Source organism: Pelobium manganitolerans, from assembly GCF_003609575.1.
Taxonomy (GTDB): Bacteria; Bacteroidota; Bacteroidia; order Sphingobacteriales; family Sphingobacteriaceae; genus Pseudopedobacter; species Pseudopedobacter manganitolerans.
Map to the genome: position 1 here is coordinate 114293 of NZ_MBTA01000023.1, position 16148 is coordinate 130440.

9 protein-coding genes are annotated in these 16148 nt (G+C 41.8%); 8 read left to right on the top strand and 1 reads right to left on the bottom strand.

Translation table 11 applies throughout. The features are described from left to right. Nucleotides 1-116: 116 nt before the first annotated feature. Nucleotides 117-2075 (bottom strand): DNA topoisomerase (ATP-hydrolyzing) subunit B, encoded by a 1959-nt coding sequence (gene gyrB, locus BCY91_RS09150; RefSeq protein ID WP_120181652.1) that lies wholly within the window; start codon nt 2073-2075, stop codon nt 117-119. 408 nt (nt 2076-2483) lie between these two features. Here gyrB and BCY91_RS09155 point away from each other — a divergent pair, with 408 nt between their 5' ends. The 8 genes from BCY91_RS09155 (at nt 2484) to BCY91_RS09190 (ending at nt 16080) form a co-directional block, all read left to right on the top strand. Continuing rightward, nucleotides 2484-3986, top strand: coding sequence for an FG-GAP repeat domain-containing protein (locus BCY91_RS09155; RefSeq protein ID WP_120181653.1), 1503 nt, complete (start codon nt 2484-2486; stop codon nt 3984-3986). Nucleotides 3987-4065: 79 nt separating this feature from the next. Further along, a complete protein-coding gene (locus BCY91_RS09160) occupies nt 4066-5010 on the top strand; it encodes a DUF58 domain-containing protein (protein WP_120181654.1) in 945 nt (314 codons plus the stop codon). 179 nt (nt 5011-5189) lie between these two features. After that, on the top strand, nt 5190-8246 hold the full coding sequence (locus tag BCY91_RS09165) for a SusC/RagA family TonB-linked outer membrane protein (protein ID WP_120181655.1): 3057 nt from the start codon (nt 5190-5192) through the stop codon (nt 8244-8246). Between the two features lie 72 nt (nt 8247-8318). Beyond that, on the top strand, nt 8319-9902 hold the full coding sequence (locus BCY91_RS09170) for a RagB/SusD family nutrient uptake outer membrane protein (RefSeq protein WP_120181656.1): 1584 nt from the start codon (nt 8319-8321) through the stop codon (nt 9900-9902). A gap of 10 nt (nt 9903-9912) precedes the next feature. Continuing rightward, complete coding sequence (locus BCY91_RS09175) at nt 9913-11439, top strand: arabinan endo-1,5-alpha-L-arabinosidase (RefSeq protein WP_120181657.1); 1527 nt, start codon at nt 9913-9915, stop codon at nt 11437-11439. An 83-nt stretch (nt 11440-11522) separates the two neighbouring features. Continuing rightward, nucleotides 11523-13079, top strand: a complete 1557-nt coding sequence (locus BCY91_RS09180; RefSeq protein ID WP_120181658.1) for an alpha-N-arabinofuranosidase — start codon at nt 11523-11525, stop codon at nt 13077-13079. A 6-nt stretch (nt 13080-13085) separates the two neighbouring features. Next, nucleotides 13086-15065, top strand: coding sequence for an alpha-L-arabinofuranosidase C-terminal domain-containing protein (locus BCY91_RS09185; protein WP_120181659.1), 1980 nt, complete (start codon nt 13086-13088; stop codon nt 15063-15065). A 1-nt stretch (nt 15066) separates the two neighbouring features. Continuing rightward, nucleotides 15067-16080 (top strand): family 43 glycosylhydrolase, encoded by a 1014-nt coding sequence (locus tag BCY91_RS09190; protein ID WP_120181660.1) that lies wholly within the window; start codon nt 15067-15069, stop codon nt 16078-16080. The last annotated feature ends 68 nt before the right edge of the window (nt 16081-16148 follow it).

A 16148-nucleotide genomic window follows, 5' to 3' on the forward strand; every position in this document is an offset into this window, starting at 1 on the left:
TTGTTCCCAAACAGATGGAGGGACCATCATCTTAAACTGAAAATTCCATGAATTTCAAATCCCATAAAAAAGCCGATGCTTAAAAAACATCGGCTGTGTTCGCTTATTTTGAAAGATTAAACATCAATCTTTGCATACTTAGCGTTCCGTTCTATAAAATCTCGGCGCGGAGCAACTTCATCGCCCATTAACATCGAGAAAATATGGTCAGAGTCTACCGCATTTTGTATAGTTACCTGTTTTAAAGTTCTGGTAGCCGGGTTTAAAGTGGTTTCCCACAACTGCTCGGCATTCATCTCTCCTAAACCTTTGTAACGCTGTACATGTACGCTTTCTTCTTTCCCGGCGCCTTTTAAACGCTGTATGGCTTCATCGCGCTGGATGTCATTCCAGCAATATTCAAAATCTTTTCCTTTTTTTACCTGATAAAGTGGCGGTGCCGCAATATAAACGTTGCCAAACTCAATCAAATCGCGCATGTACCTAAAAAAGAAGGTCAAAATTAAGGTGGTAATGTGCGATCCGTCGATATCAGCATCCGTCATGATTACGATTTTGCTATAACGCAGTTTCTCCAAGTTCAGGGCTTTATCATCTTCCGGCGTACCTATACTCACACCTAAAGCCGTAAAAATGTTCTTAATCTCGTCGTTTTCGTAAATTTTGTGCTCCATGGCTTTTTCCACGTTCAAAATTTTACCTTTTAACGGCAAAATTGCTTGGAAATCGCGGTCGCGACCTTGTTTAGCGGTACCACCCGCCGAGTCGCCCTCAACCAAGAACAGTTCGCAAACCTGAGGATCTTTATTGGCACAATCCGCCAGTTTCCCGGGTAAACCCGAGCCGCCCATTACGTTTTTACGCTGTACCATTTCACGGGCTTTGCGCGCGGCAGCTCTTGCGGTTGCGGCCAATACTACTTTATTTACAATCAGCTTTGCTTCTTTTGGGTTCTCTTCTAAAAAGTTCCCCAAAGCTTCGCCAACCGCAACATCAACAGCCCCGGTAACTTCGTTGTTGCCCAGCTTAGTTTTTGTTTGTCCCTCAAACTGCGGTTCTTGTACTTTCACAGAAACAACAGCGGTTAAACCCTCTCTAAAATCGTCGCCGGTAATTTCAACCTTCACGTTTTTAAGCAAGCCCGATTTATCTGCATACGACTTTAAAGTACGTGTTAAACCGCGTCTGAAACCGGCAATGTGTGTACCGCCCTCATGCGTATTGATATTGTTAACGTAAGAATGTACGTTTTCGCTGTACGAGTTGTTGTAGGTAAAAGCCAACTCTACGGGGATACCGTTTTTTTCGCCTTCAATGTATATAGCTTCCGGGATTAAAGGAGTACGTGTATCGTCTAGGTAACGTACAAACTCTTTTAAACCGCCTTCACTGTAAAATCTTTCGCTCAAGAAAGTGCCGTCTTCTTGCACCTCCCGCTCATCTGTAAGCGTTAGGGCAATGCCTTTGTTTAAGAAGGCCAGCTCGCGCAAACGTCCTGCAAGGGTATCAAATTTGTACTCGGTAGTTTGCGTAAAAATCTCCGGATCCGGGCTAAATGTTTGTATCGTACCCGTTTTGTCACTTTCGCCAATCACCTTAACATCAAACATCGGCTTTCCGCGCTCGTACTCTTGGGTAAAAATTTTGCCCTCGCGGTGTACCAAACTTTTGAAATGGGTAGAAAGCGCGTTAACGCAGCTTACACCCACACCGTGCAAACCGCCAGAAACCTTGTAAGTATCTTTATCAAACTTACCTCCGGCGTGCAACACCGTCATTACAATTTCTAAGGCAGATTTGTTCTCTTTTTTATTGATGCCCGTTGGAATACCGCGCCCGTTATCAGATACAGTGATGGAATTGTCTTGGTGGATAATCACTTGGATATCGTTACAATATCCGGCTAAAGCCTCATCAATAGAGTTATCTACAACTTCGTAAACTAAATGGTGCAAACCTTTTACACCGGTGTCGCCAATGTACATGGACGGGCGTTTACGTACGGCTTCTAAGCCTTCTAAAACCTGAATATTATCGGCTGAATAATTTGACTTCTGATCGTTTTCTTCGCTCATTATATTTTTTACTCAAATACCCGTAAAAGTACATTTTATGCGCCGTATTCCGAAACGCTGTGGATAAAAGGTGAAATGCCCCTAAAACCGTGTCTGTGGCGTTTGTTGCACGCCTTTTTTTATCCACAATGCTTACCAAGGCCTACTAATGAACCTATATTTTTTTAATTAAAAAGCGTGGAGTTGTTTGCTCGAAGCGGGAAAATTATAAGCCTTTTTGTGTGTAATGGCTATTTTGTGTTTTTATTTAAATTACTGATATATAGTAGTTTATGTTCTTTTTAAGTTGTGGATGATTAATTGCAAATACGTTTAAGGTGCTTGTTTTAGCAAGGGCTTTGCACAACACCATTGAAACTTAAACAAAAAACACACGTACAAAAATGCGTGACAAACTAAACGCAATATATGAAAACAAAATTTTACCTATCGCTCATCTTGTCTGTTGCAATCCTGTTTGCATCTTGCGAAAAGGAACAGTTGCCGGGGGTTTCTCCGCATTCTAACTCCAAAGAATTAGTAGAATTTGCTTTTTTGCAGTCAAATAATCCGGGCTTGGACCGTGATTATATATGTGTAGTAGATGGCCAAAATTTAACCATGCAAGTGCCTAAAGGGGTTGATTTGGGTAGTTTGGTGCCTACATTTAAATTGTCGGAAGAAGCAACACTGCGCATAGGCAATGAAGAGATAAGAAGCGATCAAACGGCTATCAACGTAAGTAAAACCAATAATATTACCATAGTTGCAGGCAACGGTTCAATGGTGCGTTATAATTGTAGCGTGTTGTTAGTTGGCTTAGTGCAAGATTTTGCGGCCAACAGCAAAACATCCTATTATAATTATATCCAAAACAACTTATACATTGATTTGGCAAGTGTTATTACAAAAACTTCTTTAAATGTTGCTTATCATGAAGATGCTTACACTGCCCGCGCCTATGCCGATTTTGATAAAGATGGTGACATGGATATTATTGCCGGAGCGAGCAACACTTACGGGAAGGCGCCGGTAGAACTGGAATATTATAAAAATGATGTGTTTTCTTTCGCTAAAGACCAATCTGTGTTTAACGGAGCGGTTCCTACGATGTTAAATCCTCGGAAAGCCATTGTTGGAGATTTTGACAAGAACGGTTGGCTAGATGTGTTTTTTGTAGGTTCCGGATTTGATGCGGGCTCATACACCGGCGAAACCGCTAAAATATTAATGAACAATAACGGTAAATTTACCAGCAAAGACATTTCTCTGGCTAAAGGATACATTGCATCCGCCGCAGCCGGAGATATAGACAACGACGGGGATTTAGATTTGTTCATCACCGATAACAAGAGCATCAGCAGGTTTTTAATAAACGATGGTAAAGGCAATTTTACCGAGGATTTAAGTATTTATCCGAGCGACTTATGGGGTAAAGCTTACTACGCGTCTGAATTGTATGATGTTAATAACGACGGCTATTTGGATATCGTAACCGGTGGGCACGAGCATAACAGTGCGCAAACCATGATTTTGTTGGGCAATGCCAGCGGTAAATTCATGACCTCTAAAATGCTTGCTATCCCAGCGGTATTCGGTTTTGGTGTAGTGGTGGATATTGATTTTATCGATTATGATAAAGACGGCAAAACCGATGTTTTGGTTACACGCACCGGCGACGGTAAAGGAGAGCAAGGCTATTATAAAGGCTACTATCTTCAATTAATGCAAAATCAGGGCTCAAAATTTGCAGATGTAACTAAAACTGCCTTCGGCTCTGATGGAGCATCAGCAAGCGCGAAGTGGATTAATTTAGTTAGGGTGCAAGATTTGGATAAGGATGGCAGCCCGGATATTAGCACCGATGACCAGTTTTACGGTTTAAGCTGGACTAATAAAAATGGAACTTTTGTAAGAAATGGAAGTAAATAAAGTTTAGGGTTAATAATAAGGAGAGAGTGCTTAGGTGCTCTTTTTTTGTTTAACGCACAAATTATTTGTTTATTTAAGCATGGTAAAACCCAGGTTTGATTTAGAGCAACACAATGATTTTGGCAATTTAGAACTACTAGCCACCCAGGTTGTTGAGGGTTTTATCACGGGCCTGCATAAAAGTCCGTTCCATGGCTTTTCGGTAGAATTTGCAGAACACCGCTTATATAATAAAGGCAATTCTGTTAAAAATATAGATTGGAAACTTTACGGACGCACAGAAAAGTTGTTTGTAAAACGTTTTGAAGAAGAAACCAATCTGCGTTGCCAATTGGTGCTGGATGTTTCCTCGTCAATGTATTATCCCGAAAATGGGATGAGTAAATTTGCTTTCTCGGCTTTAGCTAGTGCCGCTATCATCAATTTGTTAAAGCGCCAACGGGATGCCTTCGGTTTAACCTTGTTTAGCAACGAAATCAGTTTATCAACGCCAACAAAATCTACCACGGCACATCAAAAGTTTATTTTAGACGAGCTTTCTAAAAACTTGAATTCGCCGGTAAACACACAGCAAACAAATTTAGCAAGCAGTTTGCACCGTATTGCCGATAAACTTCCGCAACGCTCTTTTGTGGTTGTTTTTACAGATATGCTTTTTAGCCCGGGCAACCATGCCAGTGTCGACGAGGTATTTTCGGCCTTGCAGCATATTAAATATAATAAAAACGAACTCATCGTTTTCAACGTGTTAGAAAAACAACACGAACAGGAATTCAACTTCGCAAACCGTCCGCATCATTTTATAGATGTTGAAACCGGCCAGAATATCAAACTTAACCCCTCTGCCTACCAGGAAATTTACCGGGAAAAATTGCAGGCGTTTAAAGAAACCTTAGCCATCAAGTGCGCGCAATCTAAAATTAATTTGGTTGATGCCGATTTGGAAGACGGTTTTTACCCCATATTAAAGGCTTGGCTGTTGGCTAGGAGTAGGAAGGAAACCCGCATTTTCGTGATTTTATAGGAAATACTTTTATCAGGATGTAAAATTATTTGTCTGTAAACCAGTCTGTTATGTATTTTAATTGTCGTATTTACATTTTTTATTAATTGTGGATTTGACAATTAAATAATCTTTCCTACTTTAGGGTTGCCAAATAACTATTTTGGCGTAAACCAATTATACAACCAATTCAATAAGTAATGAAAATTAAACAAAAACTCTTCCGAGGAGGTGTTGCGTTTCTGATGCTCCTATTACTGTGCGCATTGCAAACCTACGCCCAAAACTCAAACGTTCAAGGAACTGTGCGAGATGACAATGGTGAACCCCTAATTGGCGTTGCGGTAACTTTAAAAGGTACGCAAAAAGGAACCTTCACCGATTTAAACGGTAAATATTCCATAGACGTTGCGCCAAATGCAACCTTGGTTTTTTCTTATGTGGGTTATGTTAGCCGTGAAGAAGCCGTTAATAACCGGAAAACTATATCTGTTGTTTTGGCTAGCGACAATAAAGCATTAAACGAAGTAGTAGTTATAGGCTATGGCGCACAAAAAAGAGCCGATATTACGGGTTCTGTTGCGGTGGTTAATACCAACGAACTAAAGAAAGTTTCCAGTAACGATGTGGGTAGTATGCTTGCCGGCCGTGTAGCGGGTGTTTCGGTTACCGGAGATGGTCAGCCGGGAGCGTTTCCACAGGTAAAATTACGCGGTATCTCCACATTCGGGAATTCGGATCCTTTGTATGTGATTGATGGGGTAGCATTATTTGGTGTTCCGCGAGAGTTCAATCCAAACGATATTGAAAGCATTCAAATTTTAAAAGACGCTTCTGCCGGAGCTATCTATGGCTCGCGTGCGGCAAATGGGGTAGTAATTATTACAACCAAACAAGGCAGAAAAGATACACCGTTAAAAGTGGATTATAACGGTTATTATGGTTTTGATGAGATTTGGCAGATTATGCCGGTCACCGGACGCGAGAACTATCAAACCTTAAATAACGAAGCGCGGATAAACTCAGGAAAAGCACTAGCTCCAGGAAATGACCCTTCATCAAACGTATACATTAAAGACATTGATACCGATTGGCAAAAAGAAGGTCTGAAAACCGGAAACCGTCAAAACCATTATCTTTCTTTAAACGGAGGTGGGGCGTATAATACTTATAACGTTTCACTAGATTATTTTGACAACAATGGGACGTTTGTGGGTGTTGGGCCTGATTATAAGCGTTATACCGGAAGGGTAAATAACACTCAAGAACGCGGGCGCTTTAAATTCGGACAAACTTTGCTTTTTTCTAAATCGCATGAAAATGCCTTGGTAACTGGCGATGGGATTTTAGCGGGTGGCCGTCCGCCGCTTATTAACGATTTAGTATTCGCCATTCCAACCATGCCGGTTTATGATCCAAATCGTTTAGGAGGTTTTGGAGGTACGGCAAGCGAGATACATGACGCAATATCGTTGAACGGAATTGGATTTAATTCGCTAATTACAAACTACACAGATGTTCAAAGAACTTTTGCAACAGCATATGGTTCGGCGGATATTGTAAAGCAAGATCATCATAAGCTAACTTACAAGTTGAATTTTGGTTATGATTTCTTGACTTACAGAAATTATCAATTCGTACCTAAATTCAATTTGGGGTATTTTTTTCCTAACGAAATTGCTAGGGTAACAGATACAGATACCAAAACGGAAAATAAAGTTATTGAAAACACGCTTACCTATCAATTTAAACAATACAAACATACATTGGACGTACTAGCCGGCCAAATGTTTGAAAATACCACAAACTTATGGCGTAAAGGATACGCCGAAGGTATCCAAGACAATGACTTTGCGAACCTTCACAACAGTACGTCTTCAAACGCGGATAGCAATGAGTGGGAGCGTAGCTTGCTATCGTTCTTAGGAAGAGTAAATTATAATTTTGACGAACGCTACCTTTTATCCGCTACGGTACGCCGTGATGAGTCATCTCGCTTTGCGAAGGCCTACAGAGTAGGTTATTTTCCTTCTGCTGCATTAGGTTGGAGAATATCAAATGAGTCTTTCTTCAAAGGCTTAAAGCCGGTGGTTTCGGATTTTAAATTGAGAGCGAGCTGGGGCGTTTTAGGTAATGATAATATTGGAGACTACGCCTATCAAGCCGTTTTAAATCCGGGGATTGTGTATTCTTTCAACGGAACAAGGGTTTTAGGCACCATCCAAACCAACGAAGTTTCTGAATCATTAAAATGGGAAGAGCGCGAAACCTTCAATGCTGGCTTTGATGCGCAATTTTTTAATGGCGATTTAACCTTAAGTGCAGAGTATTACAGAAGCACAAGCCGTGATATTTTGGTAGCTATCCCAATCCCCCTCTCGGTAGGTTCAATTAACTCGCAACCTGTTGTTAATGCCGGTACCTTGCGTAACACAGGGATTGAAGTTTCTGCAGATTATAACTATCGTGTAAACGATGATTGGAACTTTACATTCGGAGCTAACTTCTCTACCTTACAAAATAAAGTGGTGTCTTTAGGAGACGGCGTACAAACGCGTATAGACGGTGCCTTTAGAACAACAGTAGGCAAAGAAGTTGGACGCCATTACGGTTTCTTGACAGATGGCTTATTCCAATCACAGACCGAGATTGCCGCACATCCCGTACAATTTGGCGGTGCAGCAGTAGGTGACATTAAATTTGTAGACAGAAACAAAGACGGTTTTATTAACGATGCCGACCGAACAGATTTAGGAAGTGGTTTGCCTTCTGTTTATTACGGTTTTAATTTTACCGCTAAATACAAGGATTTTGATTTCACCTTATTTGCATCGGGTGCAGGAGATTATCTTATCAACAGCCGTTTATACAGAGATTTGATGCACACCGGAGGTGATCAAAACTATCACCAAGATATGGTGAACAGATGGACAAGCGTTAACACAAACACCACCATTCCAAGACTTTCATGGGATGATTTAAACCACAATTGGGAAAACTCTAACCGAGACGGATGGTTGCAAGACGGAACATATCTGAGGATTAATACCATTTCTTTAGGTTATCAGTTGCCGAAAAACTTAATCAAAGGCGTAGAAAAGGCCAGAATATTTGCCACAGGGCAAAATGTTTATACTTTCCAAAAGTACAAAGGCTATAACCCGGATTATTCCTATGGTGTATTTACTCCAGGTTTAGATAACGGCTCTTATCCAAAACCTAGAGTAATCATGTTTGGTGTGCAACTAGGTTTTTAACTAAACAATTTGTTTTCAACATAAAGTAAAATATAGCATTGGCTATAAGCTATTTAATAAATAGATATTAAGATGAAAAAAATCATATATGGTGTTTTGGCAGCGATTGCTTTAAGTGGCTGCGAAAAAAAACTGGATTTAGTAAATCCAAATTATCCTACAACTGCTAGTTTTTGGAAAACATCAGACCAAGCATTTGCGGCAGTTAACTCTGTTTACAATTCACTTACGCTAGATGGCACCTACAACCGCTCTTTTCCGGGCTTGCAAGACAGCCGGGGCGAAGACGTGAAAGGCGATAGCCCATGGGGCGATTTGGTAGCGACAGGTCAGTTTGTAATCCCTAACACATCCGATCCGGTTTTATGGATCTGGCGGGATTTTTATTTGACGATAGGGCGTGCAAACCGTGTTATTGCTAACGTAGAAGCGTATAAGCCCGAAGATTTAGATGATGCAGCCAAAAAGCGCATCATGGGCCAGGCTTATTTTTTACGCGCGCTTTCTTATTTTAACTTGATAAATAATTTTGAAAAAATACCATTAATTACAACGCCTCCGGCAAGTAAGCAAGATTATTATCCGGCAACAGCAAAATCCGAGGATGTTTGGAATCAGATTTTTGAGGATTTAAAAACAGCAGAAGATTATCTTCCTTTGGATTATAGCAACGTAGTCGGTCCAGATAAAGGACAAGTGGGCAGGGCAACAAAAGGCGCCGCTGCAGGTCTATTGGGCAAAGCTTATGTTTACCAAAAAAAATGGGATTTAGCTCAAAAGCAATTTGAAAAATTTGTTCTGCCAGGCGGAATCTTTAACGGGCGGTACAGCTTAACCTCAAACTATCGGGATAATTTTAGCAACGTTGGAGAAAACAACGCAGAATCACTTTTTGAAATCCAGTTTGATAGTTCATTCGGCTCTGACGGTAATTGGACCGGCGAACCAAACGCCAATTGGAGACAATTTGCAGGCTATTGCGTAACTTACGCGCCCAGAGGTTTTTCGGCAAACGGGGTACAATATGGAGGTTATAAGGATTATATCCCCACAGCGTATCTGAGAAATCAGTACAAAACAGAAACCACTGTTGACGGCGGTACAGACCCGCGCTTGTTGGCAACCGTTTGCTCTTATGAACCCGCAGCAAATTCTACAAAAGTGTACGGCGTAGAGTGGCCTTACGGCACCAATGAAATGTTTTTACGTAAATACACGCATGACGGTTTAAACTACACTGGTCCCGAAACTTTTGAGAACGGTGATATTAACTACCGCGTACTTAGATATGCTGATATTTTAATGCTTTACGCAGAAACATTAAACGAATTAGGACGCACCGCGGATGCTTACACTTATATCCAGCAGGTGCGAAGCAGAGCTAAATTAAAAGATTTAGCAACTGTTAAACCGGGTATGAATAAAGATCAAATGAAAGATCAAATTGCACACGAACGCTTGTTGGAATTTGCAGTAGAGGGACAGCGCATTCACGATTTAATCCGTTGGGGTTGGTTCTACGATAACACGAAATTAGCTGCTTTGAAAGCGGCAGATTCTGACTTTAACACGTGGAAACCCGGTAAAGAATATTTGCCAGTGCCCTTATTTGAGCTAAACGCTAATAAAAATCTAGTTCCAAATTCTGCAAATTAAAATCACTGTGATGAAAAAGAGCATTTATATATTACTATGTGCAGGCTTGCTAAGTGCGGTATCTGCCTGTAAAAAAGACACGGAGGTAATCACGCAGTTAGATCCTGCGCTAAAGCTCCCAGTGCCAGAGCCTCCCATTCAAGGCTTTGATATTTCAACAATAAAAGATACTTACGCAGATATCGCAGACTACGCCAACAGTGCAAAATGGGGACCATATAATCTGCACGATCCATCGGTAATAAAAGATGGCGAATATTATTATTGTTTTAGTACCGATGCTGCTTTTGGCTATGGCGAAGGCACTTTGAAACCGGGAATAATGGTGCGCCGTTCAAAAGACTTGGTGGAATGGGAGTTTCGCGGCTGGGCTTTAAACGGTCTTCCACAGCAAGCCGTTGATTATATCAAAAGCGTAAATGCTACCTACAAACCAAATAGCGGAATTTGGGCACCTTACATTTTAAAAGTCGGTAATCAGTTCCGTTTGTATTATTCATTAGCTTCCGACGGTTTCCGGGTAAGTGCAATAGGCTTGTTAACCTCTAACTCTTTGGAAGGACCTTGGACAGAAGCCGGGTTGGCCGTAAAATCTGGCACCAACGGTCCCGGCACTAATGCTATCGACCCGTCTGTAGTTGTTACGCCTGCCGGCGACCACTACCTTTACTATGGCTCTGCTTGGGACGGCCTGTTCGTTGTACAGTTAAATCCGGCTACAGGTTTAGCCATGAACAGTGGCGACTTGGGTACACGGATTGTACGTCGCGGCAAAACCGGAAATACTTACAACGGAAATTTAGAAGCACCAGAAATTATTTATAATGAGGAGCTACAGAAATATTTTCTGTTTGTTTCTTATGACTGGATTGATACTAAATATAATGTTAGGGTATTTAGGTCCGATAGCCCAACCGGTCCATTTGTGGATTGGAACGGTGAAAATGCGGACACACAATCTGACCATGTTGCGCAATTAGTGGTGGGGCCATATGCTTTTAAAGAACATCAAGGATGGCAAGGTACCGGGCATTGCGCGGTATTTAAAGCACCAAACGGTCAATACTTTATGATGCACCAAGGCCGCCCTCACGAAAACAAGTTCTTTATGGACATGCACGTGCGGAAAATGTTTTGGTCTGATAACGGCTGGCCGATGGTTTCGCCAGAACGATATGCCAATGTGGAGCAAACGCCCATCACCAGAGCAGATATTATAGGAGAGTACGAACAAGTAATTCATGGATATAACACCGTTCCGGGCTATGCCACAGAACAAGCCAATCCGGATATTAATGTTGCTGTAGCAAACAATCCTATGTTACATGCTGATGGAACAATATTCGGCGACGTTAACAACACCTGGGTTTTTGATGAAACCAAGTCCACGTTAGAAATGCGATGGGCCGGAGGTTTATTTGTAGATAAAGTTCATGTATCAAGGGAAAGAGATTGGGAGCGTAAGAAAACTTCTACAATCGTAATGACCGGTTATAACGGCGGAGGCTTAGCGCTTTGGTTCAAAAAAGTTAACTAATTTTACAATATCGGGAAAAGCCAGCATCCCATTCAGGATGCTGGCTTTTCTATCATCTGTTCTAAAAAACGTAATAAACAAACATGTCAAAACTAAAAACTAGCCTCACAACACTAGGCCTTGCGTTAACAGTCGGTTTTACGCAGCAGGTATCGGCACAAAACACCATTAAATTGGATGCAACCGACCCTAAAATCACCATCAACAAAAATATTTATGGCCACTTTGCCGAGCATTTGGGCCGTTGTATTTACGACGGTTTTTATGTAGGCGAAGACAACAAAGCCATCCCCAACACCAACGGCGTAAGAAACGACATTATCGAAGCTTTAAAAAAGCTTAACATCCCCAACCTACGCTGGCCCGGAGGTTGTTTTGCGGATACTTACCATTGGAAAGACGGTATCGGTCCAAAAAAAGACCGCCCAACCATTGTAAACACTTGGTGGGGTGGCGTTACAGAAAATAACAGTTTCGGCACACACGACTTTTTAAATATGTGCGAACTTTTAGGTGCAGAACCTTATTTAGCCGGCAATATGGCCACAGGTACCGTGCAGGAGCTAGCAGATTGGGTGCAGTATGTAAACCATGGGGGCGAAAGCCCAATGTCTAAACTGCGAAAAGAAAACGGCAGAGAAAAGCCTTGGAACGTGCGTTATTGGGGTGTGGGCAACGAGGCTTGGGGTTGTGGCGGCAATATGACAGCAGAATATTACGCTAATGAATACCGTAAATACGCCACCTTCATGTCTAGCTGGACCAACACCAACGGTATTTTCCGCATTGCATCTGGCGCTAATGTGGCAGATTACCACTGGACAGAAACTTTAATGAAAAACATCCCGAAAGGATTGTTGGAAGGTGTGGCTTTGCACAGCTACTCATTTGTAGAATGGAACAAAAAAGGCTCGGCAACCAGCTTTACAGAAGCACAATATTTTAAAACCCTACAAACCGCCTGGAAAATGGAAGAGCTGGTTACCAAACACTCGGCCATTATGGATAAATACGATCCGCAGAAAAAAATAGCTTTGGTGGTTGATGAGTGGGGCGGTTGGTACGATGTAGAAGACGGAACTAATCCCGGATTTTTGTATCAGCAAAATACAATGCGCGATGCAATGATTGCCGGCTTAACCTTAAACGTATTTAACAACCATGCAGAACGTGTGCGTATGGCCAATTTAGCCCAAGCGGTTAACGTTCTACAGTCGGTTATTTTAACCAAAGGCGATCAGATGATTTTAACGCCAACTTATCACGTAATGGAGATGTACAAAGTGCATCAAGATGCGAAGCTGATTCCTTTGACTATAAGTACAGCCGACTATGTGTTTGGTGACGAAAAACTTCCGGCAGTAACTGCATCGGCATCTTTGGCCAAAGATGGTAAAACACACCTTAGCTTAACCAATATCGATCCGTCAAAAGCTCAAGAAATAAGCATCCAATTAGATGGTAAAAAGTTTAAAAACGTTAGTGGCAGGGTGCTAACTTCAAAAAAATTACAAGATTACAATTCTTTTGAAAAACCTAACATCATCCAGCCGGCGCTTTTTAAAGACGCCAGCCTTAAAGGCGATCAGCTAAAAGTGAAATTGCCGCCGTTTTCTGTTGTTGTATTAGAATTATTATAAAATATTATGCGAAACACATTCTTACGTTCACTGGCGTTAGGCGCGGTTTTAGGTATCGGCACGGCCTATGCCCAAACCACAAAATTTACGGTAAATGGCGCCCAAGTAAAAGCACAGGTAAACCAGCACATGTACGGTGTTTTCTTTGAAGACATTAACATGGGTGCAGATGGTGGTATTTATGCCGAACTGATCAAAAATCGCTCTTTTGAGTTTTATAAGCCTTTGATGGGCTGGAAAAAAGAAGGCGATAAAATAGCTGAAGGCGATATACTGGTGCTTAACAGAACAAACCACGAGGCAAATCCACGATTTCTTAGAGTAAAAACGCAAAGCGCTTCCAAAGGAAATATCGGGCTAACCAACGAAGGCTTCCGTGGTATGGGGATTAAAAAAGACCTGAAATACGATTTTTCTGTGATGTACCGCCAAAGCACGCCGGGGCTTAGCCTGCGTTTAGAGCTTCTGGACGGCAAGGACAACATCATAGGTACGGCAACTTTAAAACCAGAAAAATCTGGCGAAGATTGGCACAAACAGGGTGTTTCTTTTGTTTCATCTGCCACCGAGCTAAAAGGAAAGTTTAGGATTTGGTTTGAAGGTTCTGGAAGTATTGATTTAGACATGATTTCTTTGTTCCCCACAGATACCTGGAAAAACCGCCCCGGCGGGATGCGCGCAGATATGGTGCAGCTTTTAGCGGATATGAAACCGGGTTTTATCCGTTTCCCGGGAGGTTGCATTGTTGAAGGGCACGATTTAGAAACACGTTACCAATGGAAAAAAACGGTTGGCCCTATTGAAGATAGGCAACTGATTGTGAACCGTTGGAACACCGAGTTTGCGCACCGTTTAACACCAGATTACTACCAAACTTTCGGTTTAGGTTTTTTTGAGTATTTCCAACTGGCAGAAGACATTGGCGCCGAGGCAATGCCTATTTTAAACTGCGGGATGGCTTGCCAGTTCAACACCTCAGAACTGGTGCCTATGGAAGATATGGAGCAGTACGTGCAAGATGCTTTGGATTTAATTGAGTTTGCAAACGGTCCGGTAAGCAGTAAATGGGGCAAGGTAAGAAGCGATATGGGACACCCGGCACCTTTTAACTTAAAGATGTTGGGCGTAGGTAACGAAAACTGGGGGCCACAATATGTAGAGCGTTTGAAGCTTTTCCAGACGGCTATAAAAGCAAAATATCCTAACATTAAGCTCATCTATAGCTCGGGTACCGACCCTAACGGAGCCAAGTTTGATTATTTGAACGGCGAGCTACGTAAGCTAAATGTTGATATTATTGACGAACATTATTACAGAAGCCCCGAGTGGTTTTTAGAGAATGCCGCGCGCTACGACAGCTACGACCGCAACGGGCCAAAGGTTTTTGCCGGCGAATATGCTGCGCAAAGCGACAGAATAGCCAGCACAAAAAATGAAAACAACTGGAAAACGGCGCTGGCAGAAGCTTCTTTTTTAACAGGCTTAGAGCGTAACGCAGATGTAGTTCGCTTAGCGTCTTACGCGCCTCTTTTTGCCCATGTGGACGGCTGGCAGTGGACACCGGATATGATTTGGGTAGATAATTTGCACGCCTACGGTACACCTAACTATCAAATCCAGAAATTGTATTCGTTAAATAAAGGGACAGATGTTATTAGTTTGACAGAAAACGGCAAAGCCGTAAGCGGACAAGATGGAATGTATGCCTCTGCTACTTTAGATAAAAACAAAAACGAGCTGATCATCAAAATTTCCAATTATTCTGATAAAGCTAAAGATGTAGAGTTTGCTATTGAAGGATTGAAAAAATTGGCATCTAAAGGTACCAACACTTTTATCGCATCAGAAAACTTGGATAAAGAAAATACCATTGAAAACCCGAAAAATGTGGTGCCGATGGAGCAAAGCATCAAAGCTAGCGGTAAAAAGATAAAAACGAGCTTGGCTCCGTACTCCTTTAATGTTTTAAGATTTAAGACTAACTAACATGAGCGTTTTAAAGTCGCTTTTATTGGCTTGTTGCATTCTGCTGGGTACGCAAAGTTTTGCACAGGAAAATCTAAAACAAAACATATCCGTGCATGATCCGGTAATGATTAAGCAAGGCGGTACCTATTATCTTTTTTGTACCGGTTTTGGCATTTCTAAATGGTCGTCCAAGGACCTAATTAACTGGAAACGCGATAAACCTGTTTTTTCTACCGCCCCGCAATGGGCGGTAGATACCATCCCAAATTTCAAAGGCCATATTTGGGCGCCAGATATCAGCTATTACAAAGGCAAATATTATTTGTACTATTCCGTGTCTGCTTTCGGCAAAAACACATCGGCTATTGGCGTTGCTACAAACACTACTTTAAATGAAGCCGACCCAAATTACAAATGGGTGGATCACGGAAGAGTGGTGCAGTCGTATCCTAACGTAACTAACTGGAACGCAATTGACCCCAATTTAATAGCCGATGAAAAAGGAAACGCATACTTAACTTGGGGATCTTTTTGGGACGGTTTAAAAATAGCCAAACTAAGTGAAGATCGTTTGTCATTAACAGGTAGCGATAAAGATTTTGCGACCATTGCCAGCCGTAAAAAGGTAAAATCAGAAATTAATCCGCCGGCAATAGATGATAACCCAAAAGATGCGGGAGGTAACGCTATTGAAGCGCCTTTCATCTACAAAAAAGGGAACTACTACTATTTGTTTGCTTCCATAGATTATTGCTGCAAAGGCGAGCGCAGCACCTACAAAATGATTGTAGGTCGCTCAAAAAATATCCTAGGACCGTACCTAGACGATAAAGGTGTGGATATGGCACGCGCCGGCGGTAAAATGTTGCTACAAGGCAATGAAAAATGGCATGGCGTAGGGCACAACGCGGTTGTGGATATCAGTGGTGAGGATTACCTAGTTTACCATGCTTATGATGCAGAAGATAAAGGCATCCCGAAACTGCAGATTAAAAAATTGGCGTGGGAACAAGGCTGGCCTGAGGTGAAGTAGAAGAAGTTCATTAGTAGAAGGAGTTCATTAGTTCATGGGTAAAAAGTTGATTTAGTGGGAGAAAGAGT

Coding starts and splice junctions, on each gene's coding strand:
- gyrB (WP_120181652.1), bottom strand. CDS start 2,075: ATGAGCGAAGAAAACGATCAGAAGTCAAATTATTCAGCCGATAATATT.
- BCY91_RS09155 (WP_120181653.1), top strand. CDS start 2,484: ATGAAAACAAAATTTTACCTATCGCTCATCTTGTCTGTTGCAATCCTG.
- BCY91_RS09160 (WP_120181654.1), top strand. CDS start 4,066: ATGGTAAAACCCAGGTTTGATTTAGAGCAACACAATGATTTTGGCAAT.
- BCY91_RS09165 (WP_120181655.1), top strand. CDS start 5,190: ATGAAAATTAAACAAAAACTCTTCCGAGGAGGTGTTGCGTTTCTGATG.
- BCY91_RS09170 (WP_120181656.1), top strand. CDS start 8,319: ATGAAAAAAATCATATATGGTGTTTTGGCAGCGATTGCTTTAAGTGGC.
- BCY91_RS09175 (WP_120181657.1), top strand. CDS start 9,913: ATGAAAAAGAGCATTTATATATTACTATGTGCAGGCTTGCTAAGTGCG.
- BCY91_RS09180 (WP_120181658.1), top strand. CDS start 11,523: ATGTCAAAACTAAAAACTAGCCTCACAACACTAGGCCTTGCGTTAACA.
- BCY91_RS09185 (WP_120181659.1), top strand. CDS start 13,086: ATGCGAAACACATTCTTACGTTCACTGGCGTTAGGCGCGGTTTTAGGT.
- BCY91_RS09190 (WP_120181660.1), top strand. CDS start 15,067: ATGAGCGTTTTAAAGTCGCTTTTATTGGCTTGTTGCATTCTGCTGGGT.